A 15,132-nucleotide genomic window follows, 5' to 3' on the forward strand; every position below is an offset into this window, starting at 1 on the left:
GAGCTATACTAAACAAGAAAGGTTGCAGTGATGCAATCTTTTTTGCTTTTTTGATAATATTTTCTATCAACTGGTTTTGACGCTTTAAAAATGTCAATAATGTTATTTTTGTATAGTTATATATTATTCTTCACTTTTAATATTAATATATCCTTTTAGTGCTTCTACGTATTTTTCAAAGGCATTTATTCCTTCAGGCGTAATATTACAGATTGTTTGGGGGCGTTTTCCTTTGAAGGTTTTGCGGACATTGATGTAACCTGCTTGTTGGAGCTTATCGATCTGAACACTTAGGTTGCCCGCCGTCGCATTTGTCTTTTCTCTGAGATAGACAAAGTCGGCTTCTTCTACAGAAATCAGAATTGACATTACTGCAAGCCGTAGTTCTGATAAAAATAATGGATCTAATTCTTTAAACATTGCTTCCTTTCGCTTTATAATTCAGATAATGTCCCGGTATGACCATCATAAATAAAAATATGGCAGCAAACACGGGTAATTGCATTTTCCAATCTAAGAAAGTCAATATGAGGGAGAGAGCCATTCCGATGATTCCCCAAATGGCCAAAGGACGAAAATTGACAATTAATCCGGTCAACGTGGTGCCGATTCCCATTATCAGAACAATGACGAAGAGGATGGGGAAGGTATAATACAATATGGATACCATCGATAGAATAAATCCGGAAGCTCCGATAACAATCCATACATAATTGATTATACGGTCTATGTACGTAGAAACCCGGGGTTTCTTGTTCAGCTTGTTTTTATAAATTATTGCACCAATTGTGCCGGTGATAGGAAGCAGAAACCAACAAAACTGGTATCTGAAATCATTTGTGTAAAGTACTAAAATCCAAACAAGCATTGTGACGAGAACCGTAGCATAGCCCCAAATGAGGAACATTGTTCCACTGCCTTCTTCCATTTTTTGTTGGGTATTACGAATCATTTTCGCAATAAGTTCTAAACTTTCTTTCTCGTTTAGTTTTCTGTCATTCATCTTTTCCATAAGTTTTATCGGATTTAAATGTAAATATAATTGTTTAGGTTTATATAATAAATTATTTTATCTCTGAAGAACGTTGCATCCTTGCTTTTTCTGCATTCGATTGACTCTCGATTACTCGTTTTTTTAGTATTTTACCTGAATTGAAGGTGTATTGTAACGAAATTTTTACGGCTCTTGAATTCCATGCTTCGACCCCTCTTGTCCTCGAAGTGTAGTCTTCCATATTGGCAAAATAGGCTGTTCTTTTATCGAAGATATTGTGTATGCCTATGGATAGGTTTATCCGGTCGCGGAATAATTTCTTTTTTAGTTGCGCATGAAATAGATGAAGAGGTTCTATCCCTGAGTTTGCTGAATACAAACGGCTTGTTCCGCTATAGGAAACTTCTAAGAAGAATGACGCCGGAAGAGTTAGGTTTGCTGTAGAGTTGATGAAATACAGATAATGGCTCATGGTTTTGTCCGTTTTAACCCCCTTTATATCTTGCTTAACTCCAACAAGGTTTGTATTCAGTGTAAGCCAATTTGTGAAACTTATCGGACTACTTATTGCTATAAAGTGATGATTTTCCATGTAATGATTTTCCGGAATAAAATATTTTACTTCTGGATTTTCGGAATCTGTTTTACTAACCTCACGTATCAGATCTTTGTGAAGATTTGTTCCTATTGTTAATGTGTGACGATACTTATAGACTGCAGTCAGACTTATCCTGTTTATATAAGTGGGGCGAAGCATCGGATTACCTATCATATACGAATAGTCAGAATATTGGATACGGTTGGAATTCAAATGCCAGAAGTTCGGTCGTTGTATATTTCTGGCATATTGTCCGATGAGCATGACGGTTTTCATAGAGTTGAATGAATATGTGAGATTGAGATTCGGAAACAAGTCAACGTAATCCTTGTTGAAACTGTCCTTTCCGGTCGCCTTAGTGTATTCTCCCCGTAAACCGGCAACTATATCTATATGACCTGCTTTAAAAGAAAATGTTCCATAGGCGGCACTGATATTTTCTATGTAGTCCAAAGAATAGTTGTATTTATCTATAGGTTGCCATTCCGAGTTTATCTCTCCTTCATAAAAGGTGCTATTTGTCATTTCATTTCGCGAATAACGTATTCCTGCATTATATTTAAATCCGTTTTTCAACCGTTTTTCCAACATTATATCTGTAGTATAAATACGATAGTCGGAAGTCGAACTATTACGGTAAACCGAATCTAATGTTCCATAAGACGTATTATATATAGAATGGTAATCGTTATTACCGGTGACTTTCTTATCTATAAAATCAGCTACCACTTTAAAAATAGAGCCGAGAGTGTCTATCCTATGATTGAAGTTCATCGTGAGCGATCCGTTCCGATCTTTTTCTATCTGCTGATAAACACTCGTGCTATGAACAGTCAGATTATCCGTTTTTCCTGTAGTCTCTGAATAAGAAGGATTGTTTACTTTTTTAGACCAGATTTCCAATTCAGCTCCGATACTATTTCTTTTGTCAATGTCGTATATTGCGCCAAAACGAGCAGTTGCCGATTTCGGTTTTTTGTTCATTGAAGAATACGAATCAAAGAACATATCCTCATTTTTCTTATAGATACGATGTTCATTCATCTTGTTTTTGTTCTTTGGTGATATTTCACCAATTATGGCTCCGCTTAATGCCCATCTTCCAGTTAACGCATTTATGGAAGCGGAAGGGCGGTAGTTTTGATAATATTTCCCTTGAGAAGACTGTAGATTAAGACTACCATTTATCCCGTTTCCCTGTCGTTTTCGCAATGTGATCTGTATGATTCCTCCTTTTGAGTCCGCACTATATTCCGCGCCGGCTTGTGGTATTACCTCTATTTTCGCAATATCAGAAGAACGATAATTGCGTAAATAACTGATGAGTTCGGTAGAAGAAAGTTTTAGTTCCCTGTCGTTAATGAATACCTTAGCGCCAGCCGTTCCATTAATAGAGATGCCTTTCTCATCGACCCATACACCAGGTGCAAGTTGCAACACCTCAGAAATGTCCTTATTCATGAACGAAGGTGAGTTGTCGCTTATCCTCATCACAAACCGATCCGATTCTCGTGTGATGGGGGAGGCAGTAACAACGACTTCCCCCGTATTGATCAACGCATCTTCCATCCTGAATAGTCCAAGATTACGTCCTTCTCTTGTAATCTCAATTTCCTTGTCCAATGGTTTGTATGTGATATTCTGTATTCTGATATGATATTTTCCCTCTTCAGTAGAGATCGAAAATACTCCCGCCGTATCGGTAATTGCTGTAGCTGCTTGTTCATCTGCCTTTAAAAGGACTACCGTTGCAAATTCTACAGGTTCATTCTGATTATTCACTACGTGGCCAAAATAGGTTTGCGAGAAGGAATATCCCGAAATACAGGATAGACAACCAATAAGTATAGATGTAATAAGTATTCTCATTCTTATTCAGCTTTAGACTCCATCATCTCTTTTACATTGATTAATTTAACGGTCAGTTTATTGTCCGTATCATTAATCTTGATGTTCTCTTTTTTGAAACAAGGTTCAATCGGAATATTTTGTTCGTCCATATCCAATTTATAGTTCCCGTTCAGGTCCTGAAATAAAGAGAGATCTACATTCCCTATCGGAATATTTTTGAGGAGACAAACAATTGTTCCCTTCTGAGTAATATTCTTCATGTCGTAAATGGGAGTTTCGGCTTTTTTACTGTCACTAACAGCAATCAAGATTGTCCCTTTTGCTTCCTTTATTCCCTTTACTTCGATTGTCAACTCAGCCGTTTGTCCGCAAACCGATTTTGTACTTAAAAAGGTCGCTAATAGCACGAATGTGGAGATTAATAAATTTTTCATTTCTTTTTTATTATGGTTTATATTGTAAACTTATTTATTGTTTTGCAAATATAAATAAGTTTATAACATAAACTATATTGTTTGATAAAATATTTAGTGAATTCCCGTTTTTTGTTCGTTTTGTGTCTTGTTTCAAGCCTTGAATTTTATTTTATGAGAATAAAAAACGCATCAAAAAGGATAGGTTTTATTTTGAGTTTGCTGAATTTGGTATAAAAATCAAAAGATGTTAACAGCGTATTAATGAGTGTGCTCTCCATCATATGTTAAAAAGAAAATCTGTTTCTTTGTTTTAACTAATAGCATGAAAACACGAATCAATGAATACACATAAACTAATAATTAATAAATCAGCCGTTGAAATATATCCTTCACATACGGATTACATCGGTATATTAAGCAAACGTATCTCTGATGAGGAGTTGAGAAAGATTTCTCCGATTCTGAAACGAAGCTTTGACTCGGGAGCCTTTGGCCCTAATGAAACACTACATAATATATCCGATATTATTTTTAATATGCTACTGTATATGTTTACTAAATCGAACTTCTTGTCAAGTGAATTTATTGCGGTGACATTGTTCCCTTGCGTTAAATACGGTAGTCTGAAAGTGGATGAAATAATTTCAGGGTTCGGAGAAGAGGTGATGGTTCTTGTTAACGGTTTTCTGAATGTCAGTAATCTTTATAATAAAGAAAACAACATGGCATCTGAAAATTATCTTAAACTTACCCTTACGTTTGCTGAAGATATTCGGGTTATCTATCTTAATCTTATATTCCGGTTGATATTAATGAGGCAGATTGATACTTACAAGATAAGTTTTCAGAAACGTATTGTTGATGAAACGGCAACCGTTTATATTGCCTTTGCTCATAAGCTTGGATTTAGTGAGCTTAAGAATGAGTTGGAAGATCTTTGTTTTAAATACAATCATCCCGATACCTATTATGATATATCCAAAAGACTGACCGATACTGAGGCTATGCGTGAACGGTATATAGAAGAATTTGCTTATCCTATACACCAAAAAATGAAGGAGTTGGGAATCAGCTATACGTTGAAGGGACGAAACAAATCTATCGCTTCGATTTATAAGAAAATGATAGATTCAAATATCTCCTTTGATCAAATATATGATCTGAAGGCGATACGGATAATTGCTGATGTTGATTCGGATAAAGAGAGGGATGTCTGTTGGAAGATTTATTCGATAGTCACTGAGATATATCAGCCCAATGAGAGTCGTATGAAAGACTGGATAACTAATCCGAAGCCAAACGGCTATGAGTCTCTGCATATAACCGTTATGGGATTGCAATCGCATTGGGTAGAAGTTCAGATCAGATCAAAACGTATGGACGAAATAGCCGAACAGGGTATGGCTTCGCATTGGAAGTATAAGGGAGTACGGGATCAGGAACAGTTTGATTCGTTGTTAGTTAAACTAAATGAGGCATTGCTGCACAAATCAAAAAGTAAAAAAGAATTATCTACAGCTTTATCGGTTGACTTGTTTAATGAAGAACTGTTTGTTTTCACAACGAAAGGTGAGCTTCATAAAATACCCTATGGGGCCAGCGTACTTGATTTTGCTTTTATGTTAAGTCCTCAAATAGGCTATAATTGTGTGTCGGGGATCGTGAATGGGAAAGTTGTTCCCATTCGCTATAAGCTAAATAATGGAGACCGTATTGATCTAATTACCTCGCCCGAGCAAACGCCCCAGAAAGAATGGATTAAGTTTGTCACAACCGATAATGCTATTAACCAGATCTGGAGAAAGTTAAAGAATGAGCTGACAGAAGATGTTCCAACTGAAGAACATTACGAAATATCACTTCGAATCACCGGACAAAATGCTCCGGAGAATATGTTGGATATAGTACGTTTAATCGATAATGCTGCTGATGTAAGCCTGGATCAAATAAATGTAAATACACAAAAGACCGTTCTCGTGGGGCATCTTATCCTATCATCAAATAGCATGATTGCACTTGAAGAGGTGATAAAGAAGCTGGCTGAATTGAAAAATATTGAAGAGGTAAAGAGAGTGTAGGCTATAGACTATTCTCTAATTTCTTTTTTCAGGATTAAAGTGTCTCCTATATCTTCAAGTTCATAGATATGTGCTCTTTCAGCTCCGGCGGGGGAGTTTGGACCGTGAAACGTGATATATAATTTCCCGTCAAAAGATTTAAATATCATTCCGTGTCCTCCATTTTTGTGAAACAATGGGGTTGCTTGTTGTTTCCAGGGACCTGCCACTTTGCCCGTAGCGGATTCTGCAATACCGATGGCGTATTCTCCATTCATGAAGCTTGACCAGATCATAAGTAGTTTGTTCGTTTTGCTTCGGTAAAGGAAACATCCGTCGGTAACATACGAAGTAGGTAGCGGAGCTTCATGTTTTGACCCGGTTGACCAGTCAGCCGCCGATGCACAGAACAATGTCATTGAATTTCCTACAGGAGCAGATAAATCTTTTGCTAATTCAACTAATTCCATTGTGCCGTCTGCAATCTGCACCCATTCATGACAATAGATCATATAAGGTGTGCCATCTTCTACCCAAAGTGTGCCGTCAAGTGCCATGCGATCCATTGGTGTGTGTGGCGTTAATCCAAAGGGTAAAAACGGACCTTCCGGAGAATCCGCGTGAAATATCTGAGTACCGCGGAACAAATAGTCCGCCCATCCCTCTTGTTTCTTTTTCCAGATGATCTTACTATTCAAAGTCGCAAATAAATAATATTTCCCATTATATTCATGTACTTCCGGAGCCCAGACATTTCCATTTATCCAGTTTGCTTCCGGAACAGTGAATACTCTCATCGGTCCTTCCCAGTTTTTCAGGTCTTTGCTTTTAAAAACTTCTACACCGCCAATCTCTGTTCCCTCTGAACTTTTTGCACTTGCCGAACGATATAAATAATATGTATTCGTTTTTTTATCTGCGAGAATACACGGATCCCGGATATAAATTTCAGATAAAGGAATGAGGTTGGAATGATTGTCTGAAGATTCACTTGCAAAAGCTTGTGAAATAGGCGGAAAAGAAAACAGACTGATCCATAGCAAAACTAAATGTAATGTTTTTGTCATAAAAAATAGAGTTTATGTTTTATTTGGAACGAAAGATACAAATAGTTTCAATTAAAATAAAACTGAAACTACAGATACGTATATGTGTTTTTACTCTTCTTTCTTTGTCAAATGAATAAATTATACGAATTTTGTTACATGACGAATCAACCTTTAGCTGAAAGATTACGCCCGAAAACGCTGGATGATTACATCGGACAAAAACACTTGGTCGGTGAAGGAGCCGTGTTGCGCAGGATGATTGACGCAGGACGGGTACCTTCTTTTATCCTTTGGGGGCCTCCCGGAGTGGGAAAAACTACTTTAGCTCAAATTATTGCGAATAAATTAGAGGCTCCGTTTTATACACTTAGTGCAATCAGTTCAGGCGTGAAGGATGTTCGTGAAGTTATTGAAAAAGCAAAAAGTAATCAATTTTTTAATACGACTTCACCATTGCTTTTTATTGATGAAATACATCGTTTCAGTAAATCACAGCAAGATTCGTTGCTGAATGCCGTGGAGACGGGAGTTTTTACTCTGATTGGAGCAACGACCGAGAATCCGTCTTTCGAAGTTATCCGACCGCTTCTGTCCCGTTGTCAGGTTTATGTTTTAAAACCACTTGATAAAGCGGATCTGTTGGGACTGCTTGACCATGCGATCAAACATGACATTTTATTAAAAGAAAGAGAGATCGTTCTGACAGAAACAGACGCCATTGTACGATATTCCGGTGGAGATGCCCGTAAGCTGTTAAATATTTTAGAATTACTTGTCTCTGCAGAAGATGGCAAACGTGTGGAAATAACGGATGCTAAAGTAGTGGAACGTTTACAGGAGAATCCGGCTGCTTATGATAAAGGAGGCGAGATACATTATGATATAATTTCTGCTTTCATCAAATCAATACGCGGAAGTGATCCGGATGCTGCGATTTACTGGCTGGCCAGAATGGTTGCCGGTGGAGAAGATCCTGAATTTATAGCCCGTCGTTTGGTTATCTCAGCAGCCGAAGATGTAGGATTAGCTAACCCGAATGCCTTGCTTTTAGCGAATGCCTGTTTTGATACCTTAAGAAAGATCGGTTGGCCGGAGGGGCGTATTGTTCTTGCGGAAACAACTGTATATCTGGCATGCAGTCCCAAAAGTAATTCGGCTTATCTTGCTATTGATAAGGCTATTGATTTTGTAAATAAGACAGGAAATCTGCCCGTTCCTCTTCATTTGAGAAATGCTCCGACAAAGCTAATGGCGGAACTTAATTATGGTAATGATTATAAATATGCCCATGATTTTCCTAACCATTTTGTGAAACAAGATTATCTTCCTCGTGAAATATTGGATGAACGGTTCTGGTTAGGACAAGATAGTCCGGCTGAAAAGAAACTATCTGAATATATGAAAGCGTTATGGGGAGAACGTTATTAGTGTTAAAATGCCGCCTTTGTTTGTATTTTAATAACTAAATGATGGTTGCTTTAGGAAAAAAGCGTACATTAGCCGCCTGTTTTTGAGAATTTGTCCGGTTTGCGGATAACATATAACACTTTTATAAAATTAAATTCATAAATAAGTATGAAGAAGCACAATTTTTATGCGGGTCCTTCTATCCTAAGCGAGTATACAATAAAGAATACCGCTGCAGCAGTAGAGAATTTTGCTGGTACAGGGCTATCCTTACTCGAAGTTTCGCATAGAAGTAAAGAATTCGTGGCTGTAAGTGACGAGGCACGCGCCTTAGTTAAAGAACTTTTAGATGTTCCGGCTGGATACGAAGTGGTTTTTCTCGGAGGGGGCGCAAGCATGCAATTTTGTATGGTTCCTTTCAATCTATTAAACAAAAAAGCTTCTTATCTTGACACGGGGACATGGGCTTCTAATGCCATTAAAGAAGCAAAGTATTTCGGTGAAGTAGATGTTGTTGCCTCGTCGAAAGATGCAAACTATACATATATTCCAAAAGGCTATTCAGTCCCGGAAGATTCGGACTATTTCCATTTTACGTCAAACAATACCATTTTCGGAACAGAAATGAGATATGATCCGGATGTAAAAGTTCCTTTGGTGTCTGACATGTCTTCCGACATTTTTTCACGTCCGATCGATGTTTCTAAATACGCGGTGATTTATGCCGGCGCACAAAAAAATCTTGGTCCGGCGGGTGTTGCATTGGTTATTGTTCGTCAGGATGCTTTGGGGCATGTGGATCGTCCTATTCCAACGATGCTGAATTATAACACGCATATTGCTAAAGAGTCAATGTTCAATACTCCTCCCGTTCTTCCTATTTATTCCAGTCTCCAGACTTTGAAGATGTATAAGGAATTGGGAGGAATTAAAGTTTTGGAGCAAAGAAATCTTGACAAGGCGGCAATTTTATATGATGAAATTGATCGGAATAAGTTATTCAAGGGTACTGCTGCCGTAGAAGATCGTTCTATTATGAATGTTTGTTTTGTAATGAATGACGAGTATAAAGAATTAGAAGCTGATTTTAATACTTTTGCTTCAGCAGCCGGAATGGTTGGGATTAAAGGACATCGTTCTGTTGGAGGATTCCGTGCTTCAATTTATAACGCCATGCCAAAGAGCAGTGTAGAAGCATTGATTCAGGTGATGAAAGACTTTGAAAACAAACATTGATTATGGGAAAAATACTAATTGCTACAGACAAACCTTTTGCGGCAGTAGCCGTTGCAGGCATACGTGAAATAGTAGAAAATGCAGGCTTTGAATTAGCTCTGCTTGAAAAATATACAGATAAATCTCAGTTGTTGGATGCCGTTAAAGATGCGGAGGCTATCATTATCCGTAGCGATATCATAGACAAAGAGGTTTTTAATGCAGCAAAACAATTAAAAATTGTAGTCCGTGCTGGTGCAGGCTATGACAATGTTGATCTTGTAGCGGCGACTTCTCACAATGTGTGTGTGATGAATACACCGGGACAGAATGCTAATGCCGTAGCTGAATTGGTTTTTGGTATGTTGGTTTACGGTATTCGTGGCTTCTACAACGGTCTGCCGGGAACTGAACTTAAAGATAAGAAACTGGGAATACTTGCTTATGGTCACGTAGGCCGTAATGTGGCACGTATTGGTAAGGGTTTCGGTTTGAAACAATATGCATTTGATGCGTATGCTTCTACGGTTACCATTGAAAACGATGGTGTGAAAGCGCTAAGTTCGACAGAGGAATTATTCAAAACCTGTCAGATTGTATCCTTGCATATCCCTGCAACGCCGGAAACCAAGAAATCGATTAACTACGATTTTATGAGTTCTATGCCGAAAGGAGCTGTTATTGTGAACACCGCTCGTAAGGAAGTAATAGATGAAGAAGGCTTAGCAAAAATGTTTGCAGAGCGTCCGGATTTTAAATATCTAACGGATATCCAACCGGCTAATCACGCTGAACTTCTGGCAACTTATCCCGACCGGTATTTTGCCACACCCAAAAAGATGGGAGCACAGACGGCAGAAGCAAATATAAACGCTGGTCTGGCTGCCGCAAACCAGATTGTGGATTTCCTGAAGAATGGAAACGAGCAATTCAGAGTGAATAAATAACTATTGTCAAACAAAATAACGTGTAATGGCGGTAATAAAACCATTTAAAGGGATTAGACCACCTGTGGATTTAGTTGAGCAGGTGGCTTCTCGTCCATACGATGTGCTAAACTCAGAAGAAGCGCGCGAAGAAGCAAAGGGAAATGAAAAATCCTTGTATAGAATTATTAAGCCGGAGATTGATTTTCCGACAGGTACGGATGAACATGATCCCGCTGTGTATGAAAAGGCCGTAGAAAACTTTAAGTTATTTCAGAAAAAAGGCTGGTTAGTTCAGGATCAGAAAGAGATGTATTATGTTTATGCTCAAACAATGAACGGCCATACGCAATACGGATTAGTTGTTTGTGCTTCCGTTGAAGATTATCTCAATGGAAATATAAAGAAACATGAACTGACAAGGCGCGATAAAGAAGAAGACCGAATGAAACATGTTCGCATTAATAATGCTAATATCGAACCGGTATTCTTTGCTTATCCGGACAATACGGAGTTGGATGGTATTGTCAAAAAATATACAGACAAAGCCCCTGAGTACGACTTTGTTGCTCCTTTAGATGGTTTCGGTCATACGTTCTGGCTTATTAATGAGGATAACGATATCAAACGTATTACAGAATTATTCGCTGCGATTCCTTCATTGTATATTGCAGACGGTCATCATCGTTCGGCGGCAGCAGCATTGGTCGGTGCAGAAAAAGCAAAACAGAACCCGAATCATCGTGGTGATGAAGAGTATAATTACTTTATGGCTGTTTGTTTCCCTGCCAGTCAGCTGACTATCATCGATTATAACCGCGTAGTGAAGGATCTGAACGGATTGTCTGATGCTGAATTCCTGTCTAAACTTTCTGCTGATTTTATTGTAGAAGAGAAAGGTGTAGAAATCTACAAACCGGCAGCACTGCATAATTTCTCACTTTACTTATCCGGTAAATGGTATTCGTTGACAGCAAAACCCGGTACATACAATGATAATGATCCGATCGGTGTGTTAGACGTAACGATCTCTTCAAATCTTATATTGGATGAAATACTTGGAATAAAAGATTTGCGTTCGGATAAACGGATTGATTTTGTAGGAGGAATTCGAGGACTCGGAGAGCTAAAACGTCGTGTAGATAACGGAGAAATGAAAGTCGCTTTGGCGCTCTATCCGGTTTCCATGAAGCAACTGATCGACATTGCAGATACCGGCAATATAATGCCTCCGAAAACCACCTGGTTTGAACCCAAATTAAGGTCAGGCTTGGTTATTCATAGTTTGGAATAGATCTATTTTACATAAAAGAGGGCAGGCAAACAACCTGCCCTTTTCATTAAACACAAATAATAATGGCGGAGATTAAAAATATCGTATTTGATTTAGGCGGTGTGATCATTGATTTGGATAGAGAATGTTCTGTAAGGCGTTTTAGGGAGTTGGGGGTTGATAATGTCGAGGAAATGCTTGACCCTTACGAACAGAGAGGCCTTTTCTTAGGTTTTGAAAACGGATCCGTAAGTCTGGAAGAGTTTCGGTCGCAATTAAGCGAAATGATTGGTAAGGACTTGACCGCAGAAGATGTTGCTTATGGCTGGATGGGATTTATACAGGCTGTTCCGCAATATAAACTGGATTACATTTTGGACTTGAAAAAGAAGTATAAAGTTTATATTCTTAGCAACACGAATCCTGTGGTATACGAGTGGGCAAAAACGTCTCGCTTCTCAGAGTCGGGACTTCCTGTTACGGCTTATTGCGAGAAGTTTTATGCTTCGTTTGAGATGAAAGTAACGAAACCTAATCCTCGTATTTTTGAATTAATGATAAAGGATTCCGGAATGATTCCTTCGGAGACGTTATTTATAGATGATGGTAAATTGAATGTTGAACAAGGAGAGCAACTTGGATTTGTTACTTATCAACCTGAAAACAAAGAAGACTGGCGGGAATCGGTTAATCGTATCTTAAAAGGTGAGGCTTAAACAAGCGTCACCTTTATTTCTTTTTCACGAAGTTGTTCAATCATGCGGGACGGTGCGTTTTTATCCGTTATGATGTGATGCACCTTATCTATGTCGCATATTTTACAAAACCCTCTTTTCCCGAATTTGGATGAATCCGTTAGAACTATGATTTCTTGTGAAGCATCGATCATTTGTTGATTAATGCGTGCCTCACTCATATTGCTGGTCGTCAGTCCGTAATCCAAATCGATGCCATCAACCCCCAAAAATAATTTATTGCATGATAAACTCTCTAAAATATTATCGGCATAATGCCCGATAATTGAGACTGAGTTCTTACGCATAATTCCTCCTAACTGAATTACTTCTATGTTCGGATTATAGCATAGCGTTAACGATACTTTTACGGATGATGTAATGACTGTAATCGGAAATTCAATTGTGCTGAGAGCATCAGCCAAAGCCAATAAGGTAGTTCCCGATGCAATAATTATTTTGTCATTCTCTTCAACAAACTGTCCGGCGACGCAGGCAATACCCGATTTTTCTTCCTGGTTCATCTTTTCCTTAACATCGATATGCCGGTCGTTAATTATAGAACTCATGCTGCTGGCACTTCCGTGATTTCGATAAAGCATCTTTCTTCCTTCAAGGTGTTTCAGATCCTTTCGTATCGTAACTTCCGAAACGTGCAAGGCTTCGCTTAGTTCCAGAACCTTTACGTGTCCCTTGAGCTGGATTTGTTCTAATATATATTGATGTCTTTCTGCAATACTACGCATGATTATATTCTTGGTGTTACGTGACGCAAAGATATGTGATTCGTTCGGAATATATAACTAAAAGAGTGAAATGTTTTGACAGAGCTTTTTCTTTCAGTTTTTTTTGTTTTGAATAGTTTCGAATTCTTTCATATTCGGTATTTATTCTTTCGTTATTGTTTTGATATTTCGAAAACATATTTATCTTTGTGAATATAAATATACATGCTGTACTAAATAGTAAGACTAAACACGTAATATAAATGAAAAGAGAAAATCACATCAGGAAGATCTCGGACAGTACGACCATGTGGGATATGGTGGTAGTAGGAGGTGGAGCAACAGGTATAGGTATTGCACTTGACGCTGCTTCGCGCGGTTATAAAGTTGCTTTGCTTGAACAATCAGACTTTACGAAAGCAACATCGAGCCGGAGCACTAAACTTGTGCATGGCGGCGTGCGTTATCTGGCGCAGGGGGATGTCGGGCTTGTTGTAGAAGCTTTAAGTGAGAGGGGGCTTATGCGAAAGAACGCTCCGCACTTGGTGAAAGATCAGCGTTTTATTATCGGTTCTTACCGTTGGTGGGAGAAAGCGTTCTATACAATCGGACTGACTATGTATGATGTGTTGGCCGGGCGACGTAGTTTCGGACGTTCATTGCCGATGCGTAAGAAGGATGTTATTCGTGAAATACCCGGTATCTCTCAAAAGGGGTTGCGCGGAGGAGTTGTTTACCACGACGGACAGTTTGATGATTCTCGTATGGGGATAAATTTGCTGCAGACTGCGGTTGAACAAGGTGCAACGGTTGTCAATTATGTTAAAGTAACAGCACTTACGAAAGATGCCAATGGCAATATATCCGGCGTGATGGCTACGGATAAATTATCCGGACAATCATTCGGTTTAAAAACCCGGTCTGTGATTAATGCAACCGGTATATTTGTGGATGATCTGATGCAGATGGATGCACCGGAAAAAGAAAACATCGTACGCCCAAGCCAGGGAGTACACTTGGTCGTAGATAAATCCTTCTTGGGTGGTGATACTGCTATTATGATTCCCAAAACGAGTGATGGTCGCGTGATGTTCGGGGTGCCCTGGCACAATAAGGTTGTTTTAGGTACGACCGATACGCCTATGAATGAGTTTGTTTTGGAACCTAAGGCGTTGGAAGAAGAAGTTGATTTTATACTGAAAACTTCCGGCCAGTATTTGACTAAACAACCTAAACGAGAAGATGTATTATCGGTCTTTGCCGGTTTACGTCCATTGGCAGCGCCCAAGAAATCAGCGAATGGCGAAAAGACAAAAGAAATATCGCGTAGTCACAAGATTGTTGTTTCATCGAGTGGGTTAATAACCATTACGGGTGGAAAATGGACTACTTACAGAGATATGGCGGAAGATGCTGTAAATAGAGCTATTCTTGTTTGCGGACTACCCAAAGCGCCTTGTCGCACGAAAGAAATAAAAATTCATGGCTATAAAGAAAATGTAGATCGCTCTGATTTTTCCTATGTATATGGAAGCGACTATCCTAAAATAAAAGCAATCGAAACGGAAGTTGCTGGAAATGAAGAGAAGTTACATCCGGATTATGATTACACGGTGGCCGAAGTGATTTGGGGAATACGTGAAGAGATGGCGATGACGGTAGATGATATTTTGTCCCGCAGATTACGGGTAACTTTCTTAGATGCACGAGCTGCGATAGCGATGGCTCCTAAGGTTGCTGATATAATGATGAAAGAAATGGCGAAGACAGAAGAATGGTGTAACGAGCAGGTAAATGATTTTGTTTTGTTGGCAAAAAACTACCTCTTAGAATCTTAATGATTGTATCTAAAGTACAATCTGCCGAAATATTTATAATTTTGATTTT

The 15,132-nt window shown here is 38.7% G+C and carries 13 protein-coding genes; 7 read left to right on the forward strand and 6 right to left on the reverse strand.

From position 1 onward, the window contains the following. Positions 1-123: 123 nt before the first annotated feature. The 4 genes from PHT93_RS00675 to PHT93_RS00690 are packed head-to-tail and all read right to left on the reverse strand — an operon-like array spanning position 124 to position 3,877. Positions 124-420, reverse strand: a complete 297-nt coding sequence (locus PHT93_RS00675; RefSeq protein ID WP_300238246.1) for a transcriptional regulator — start codon at positions 418-420, stop codon at positions 124-126. Continuing rightward, positions 413-1,012 (reverse strand): hypothetical protein, encoded by a 600-nt coding sequence (locus PHT93_RS00680; RefSeq protein WP_300238248.1) that lies wholly within the window; start codon positions 1,010-1,012, stop codon positions 413-415. The genes PHT93_RS00675 and PHT93_RS00680 overlap by 8 nt, the downstream gene beginning before the upstream one ends. Before the next feature lie 52 nt (positions 1,013-1,064). After that, positions 1,065-3,461 carry an outer membrane beta-barrel protein gene (locus PHT93_RS00685; protein ID WP_300238250.1) on the reverse strand — a complete coding sequence of 799 codons (2,397 nt, stop codon included), beginning with the start codon at positions 3,459-3,461 and terminating at the stop codon, positions 1,065-1,067. A 2-nt stretch (positions 3,462-3,463) separates the two neighbouring features. Next, the gene (locus PHT93_RS00690; RefSeq protein WP_300238253.1) at positions 3,464-3,877 is read right to left on the reverse strand and encodes a DUF2141 domain-containing protein; all 414 of its coding nucleotides are present in this window, start codon (positions 3,875-3,877) and stop codon (positions 3,464-3,466) included. Between the two features lie 320 nt (positions 3,878-4,197). On the opposite strand from PHT93_RS00690, the gene PHT93_RS00695 reads away from it, so the two are divergent. After that, positions 4,198-5,937 carry an HD domain-containing protein gene (locus tag PHT93_RS00695; protein WP_300238255.1) on the forward strand — a complete coding sequence of 580 codons (1,740 nt, stop codon included), beginning with the start codon at positions 4,198-4,200 and terminating at the stop codon, positions 5,935-5,937. Between the two features lie 8 nt (positions 5,938-5,945). Here the strand turns inward: PHT93_RS00695 and PHT93_RS00700 are convergent, their stop codons facing one another. Further along, on the reverse strand, positions 5,946-6,983 hold the full coding sequence (locus PHT93_RS00700) for a glycoside hydrolase family 43 protein (RefSeq protein ID WP_300238257.1): 1,038 nt from the start codon (positions 6,981-6,983) through the stop codon (positions 5,946-5,948). Between the two features lie 138 nt (positions 6,984-7,121). Here PHT93_RS00700 and PHT93_RS00705 point away from each other — a divergent pair, with 138 nt between their 5' ends. From PHT93_RS00705 to PHT93_RS00725, 5 genes are all read left to right on the forward strand, one after another. Then, positions 7,122-8,393, forward strand: a complete 1,272-nt coding sequence (locus PHT93_RS00705) for a replication-associated recombination protein A (protein ID WP_300238259.1) — start codon at positions 7,122-7,124, stop codon at positions 8,391-8,393. Positions 8,394-8,540: 147 nt separating this feature from the next. Further along, complete coding sequence (serC, locus tag PHT93_RS00710; RefSeq protein ID WP_300238261.1) at positions 8,541-9,608, forward strand: 3-phosphoserine/phosphohydroxythreonine transaminase; 1,068 nt, start codon at positions 8,541-8,543, stop codon at positions 9,606-9,608. 2 nt (positions 9,609-9,610) lie between these two features. Beyond that, the gene (locus PHT93_RS00715) at positions 9,611-10,534 is read left to right on the forward strand and encodes an NAD(P)-dependent oxidoreductase (RefSeq protein ID WP_300238263.1); all 924 of its coding nucleotides are present in this window, start codon (positions 9,611-9,613) and stop codon (positions 10,532-10,534) included. A 25-nt stretch (positions 10,535-10,559) separates the two neighbouring features. Then, positions 10,560-11,807 (forward strand): DUF1015 domain-containing protein, encoded by a 1,248-nt coding sequence (locus PHT93_RS00720; RefSeq protein WP_300238265.1) that lies wholly within the window; start codon positions 10,560-10,562, stop codon positions 11,805-11,807. Positions 11,808-11,869: 62 nt separating this feature from the next. Beyond that, complete coding sequence (locus PHT93_RS00725) at positions 11,870-12,502, forward strand: HAD family phosphatase (protein WP_300238267.1); 633 nt, start codon at positions 11,870-11,872, stop codon at positions 12,500-12,502. Here the strand turns inward: PHT93_RS00725 and PHT93_RS00730 are convergent. Continuing rightward, a complete protein-coding gene (locus PHT93_RS00730; RefSeq protein ID WP_300238269.1) occupies positions 12,499-13,266 on the reverse strand; it encodes a DeoR/GlpR family DNA-binding transcription regulator in 768 nt (255 codons plus the stop codon). The two genes, PHT93_RS00725 and PHT93_RS00730, sit on opposite strands and share 4 nt — an antisense overlap. 242 nt (positions 13,267-13,508) lie before the next feature. On the opposite strand from PHT93_RS00730, the gene PHT93_RS00735 reads away from it, so the two are divergent. After that, on the forward strand, positions 13,509-15,083 hold the full coding sequence (locus tag PHT93_RS00735) for a glycerol-3-phosphate dehydrogenase/oxidase (protein WP_300238271.1): 1,575 nt from the start codon (positions 13,509-13,511) through the stop codon (positions 15,081-15,083). Positions 15,084-15,132 lie beyond the last annotated feature (49 nt).

It is taken from the genome of Massilibacteroides sp. (assembly GCF_028705895.1).
Classification (GTDB): Bacteria; Bacteroidota; Bacteroidia; order Bacteroidales; family Tannerellaceae; genus Massilibacteroides.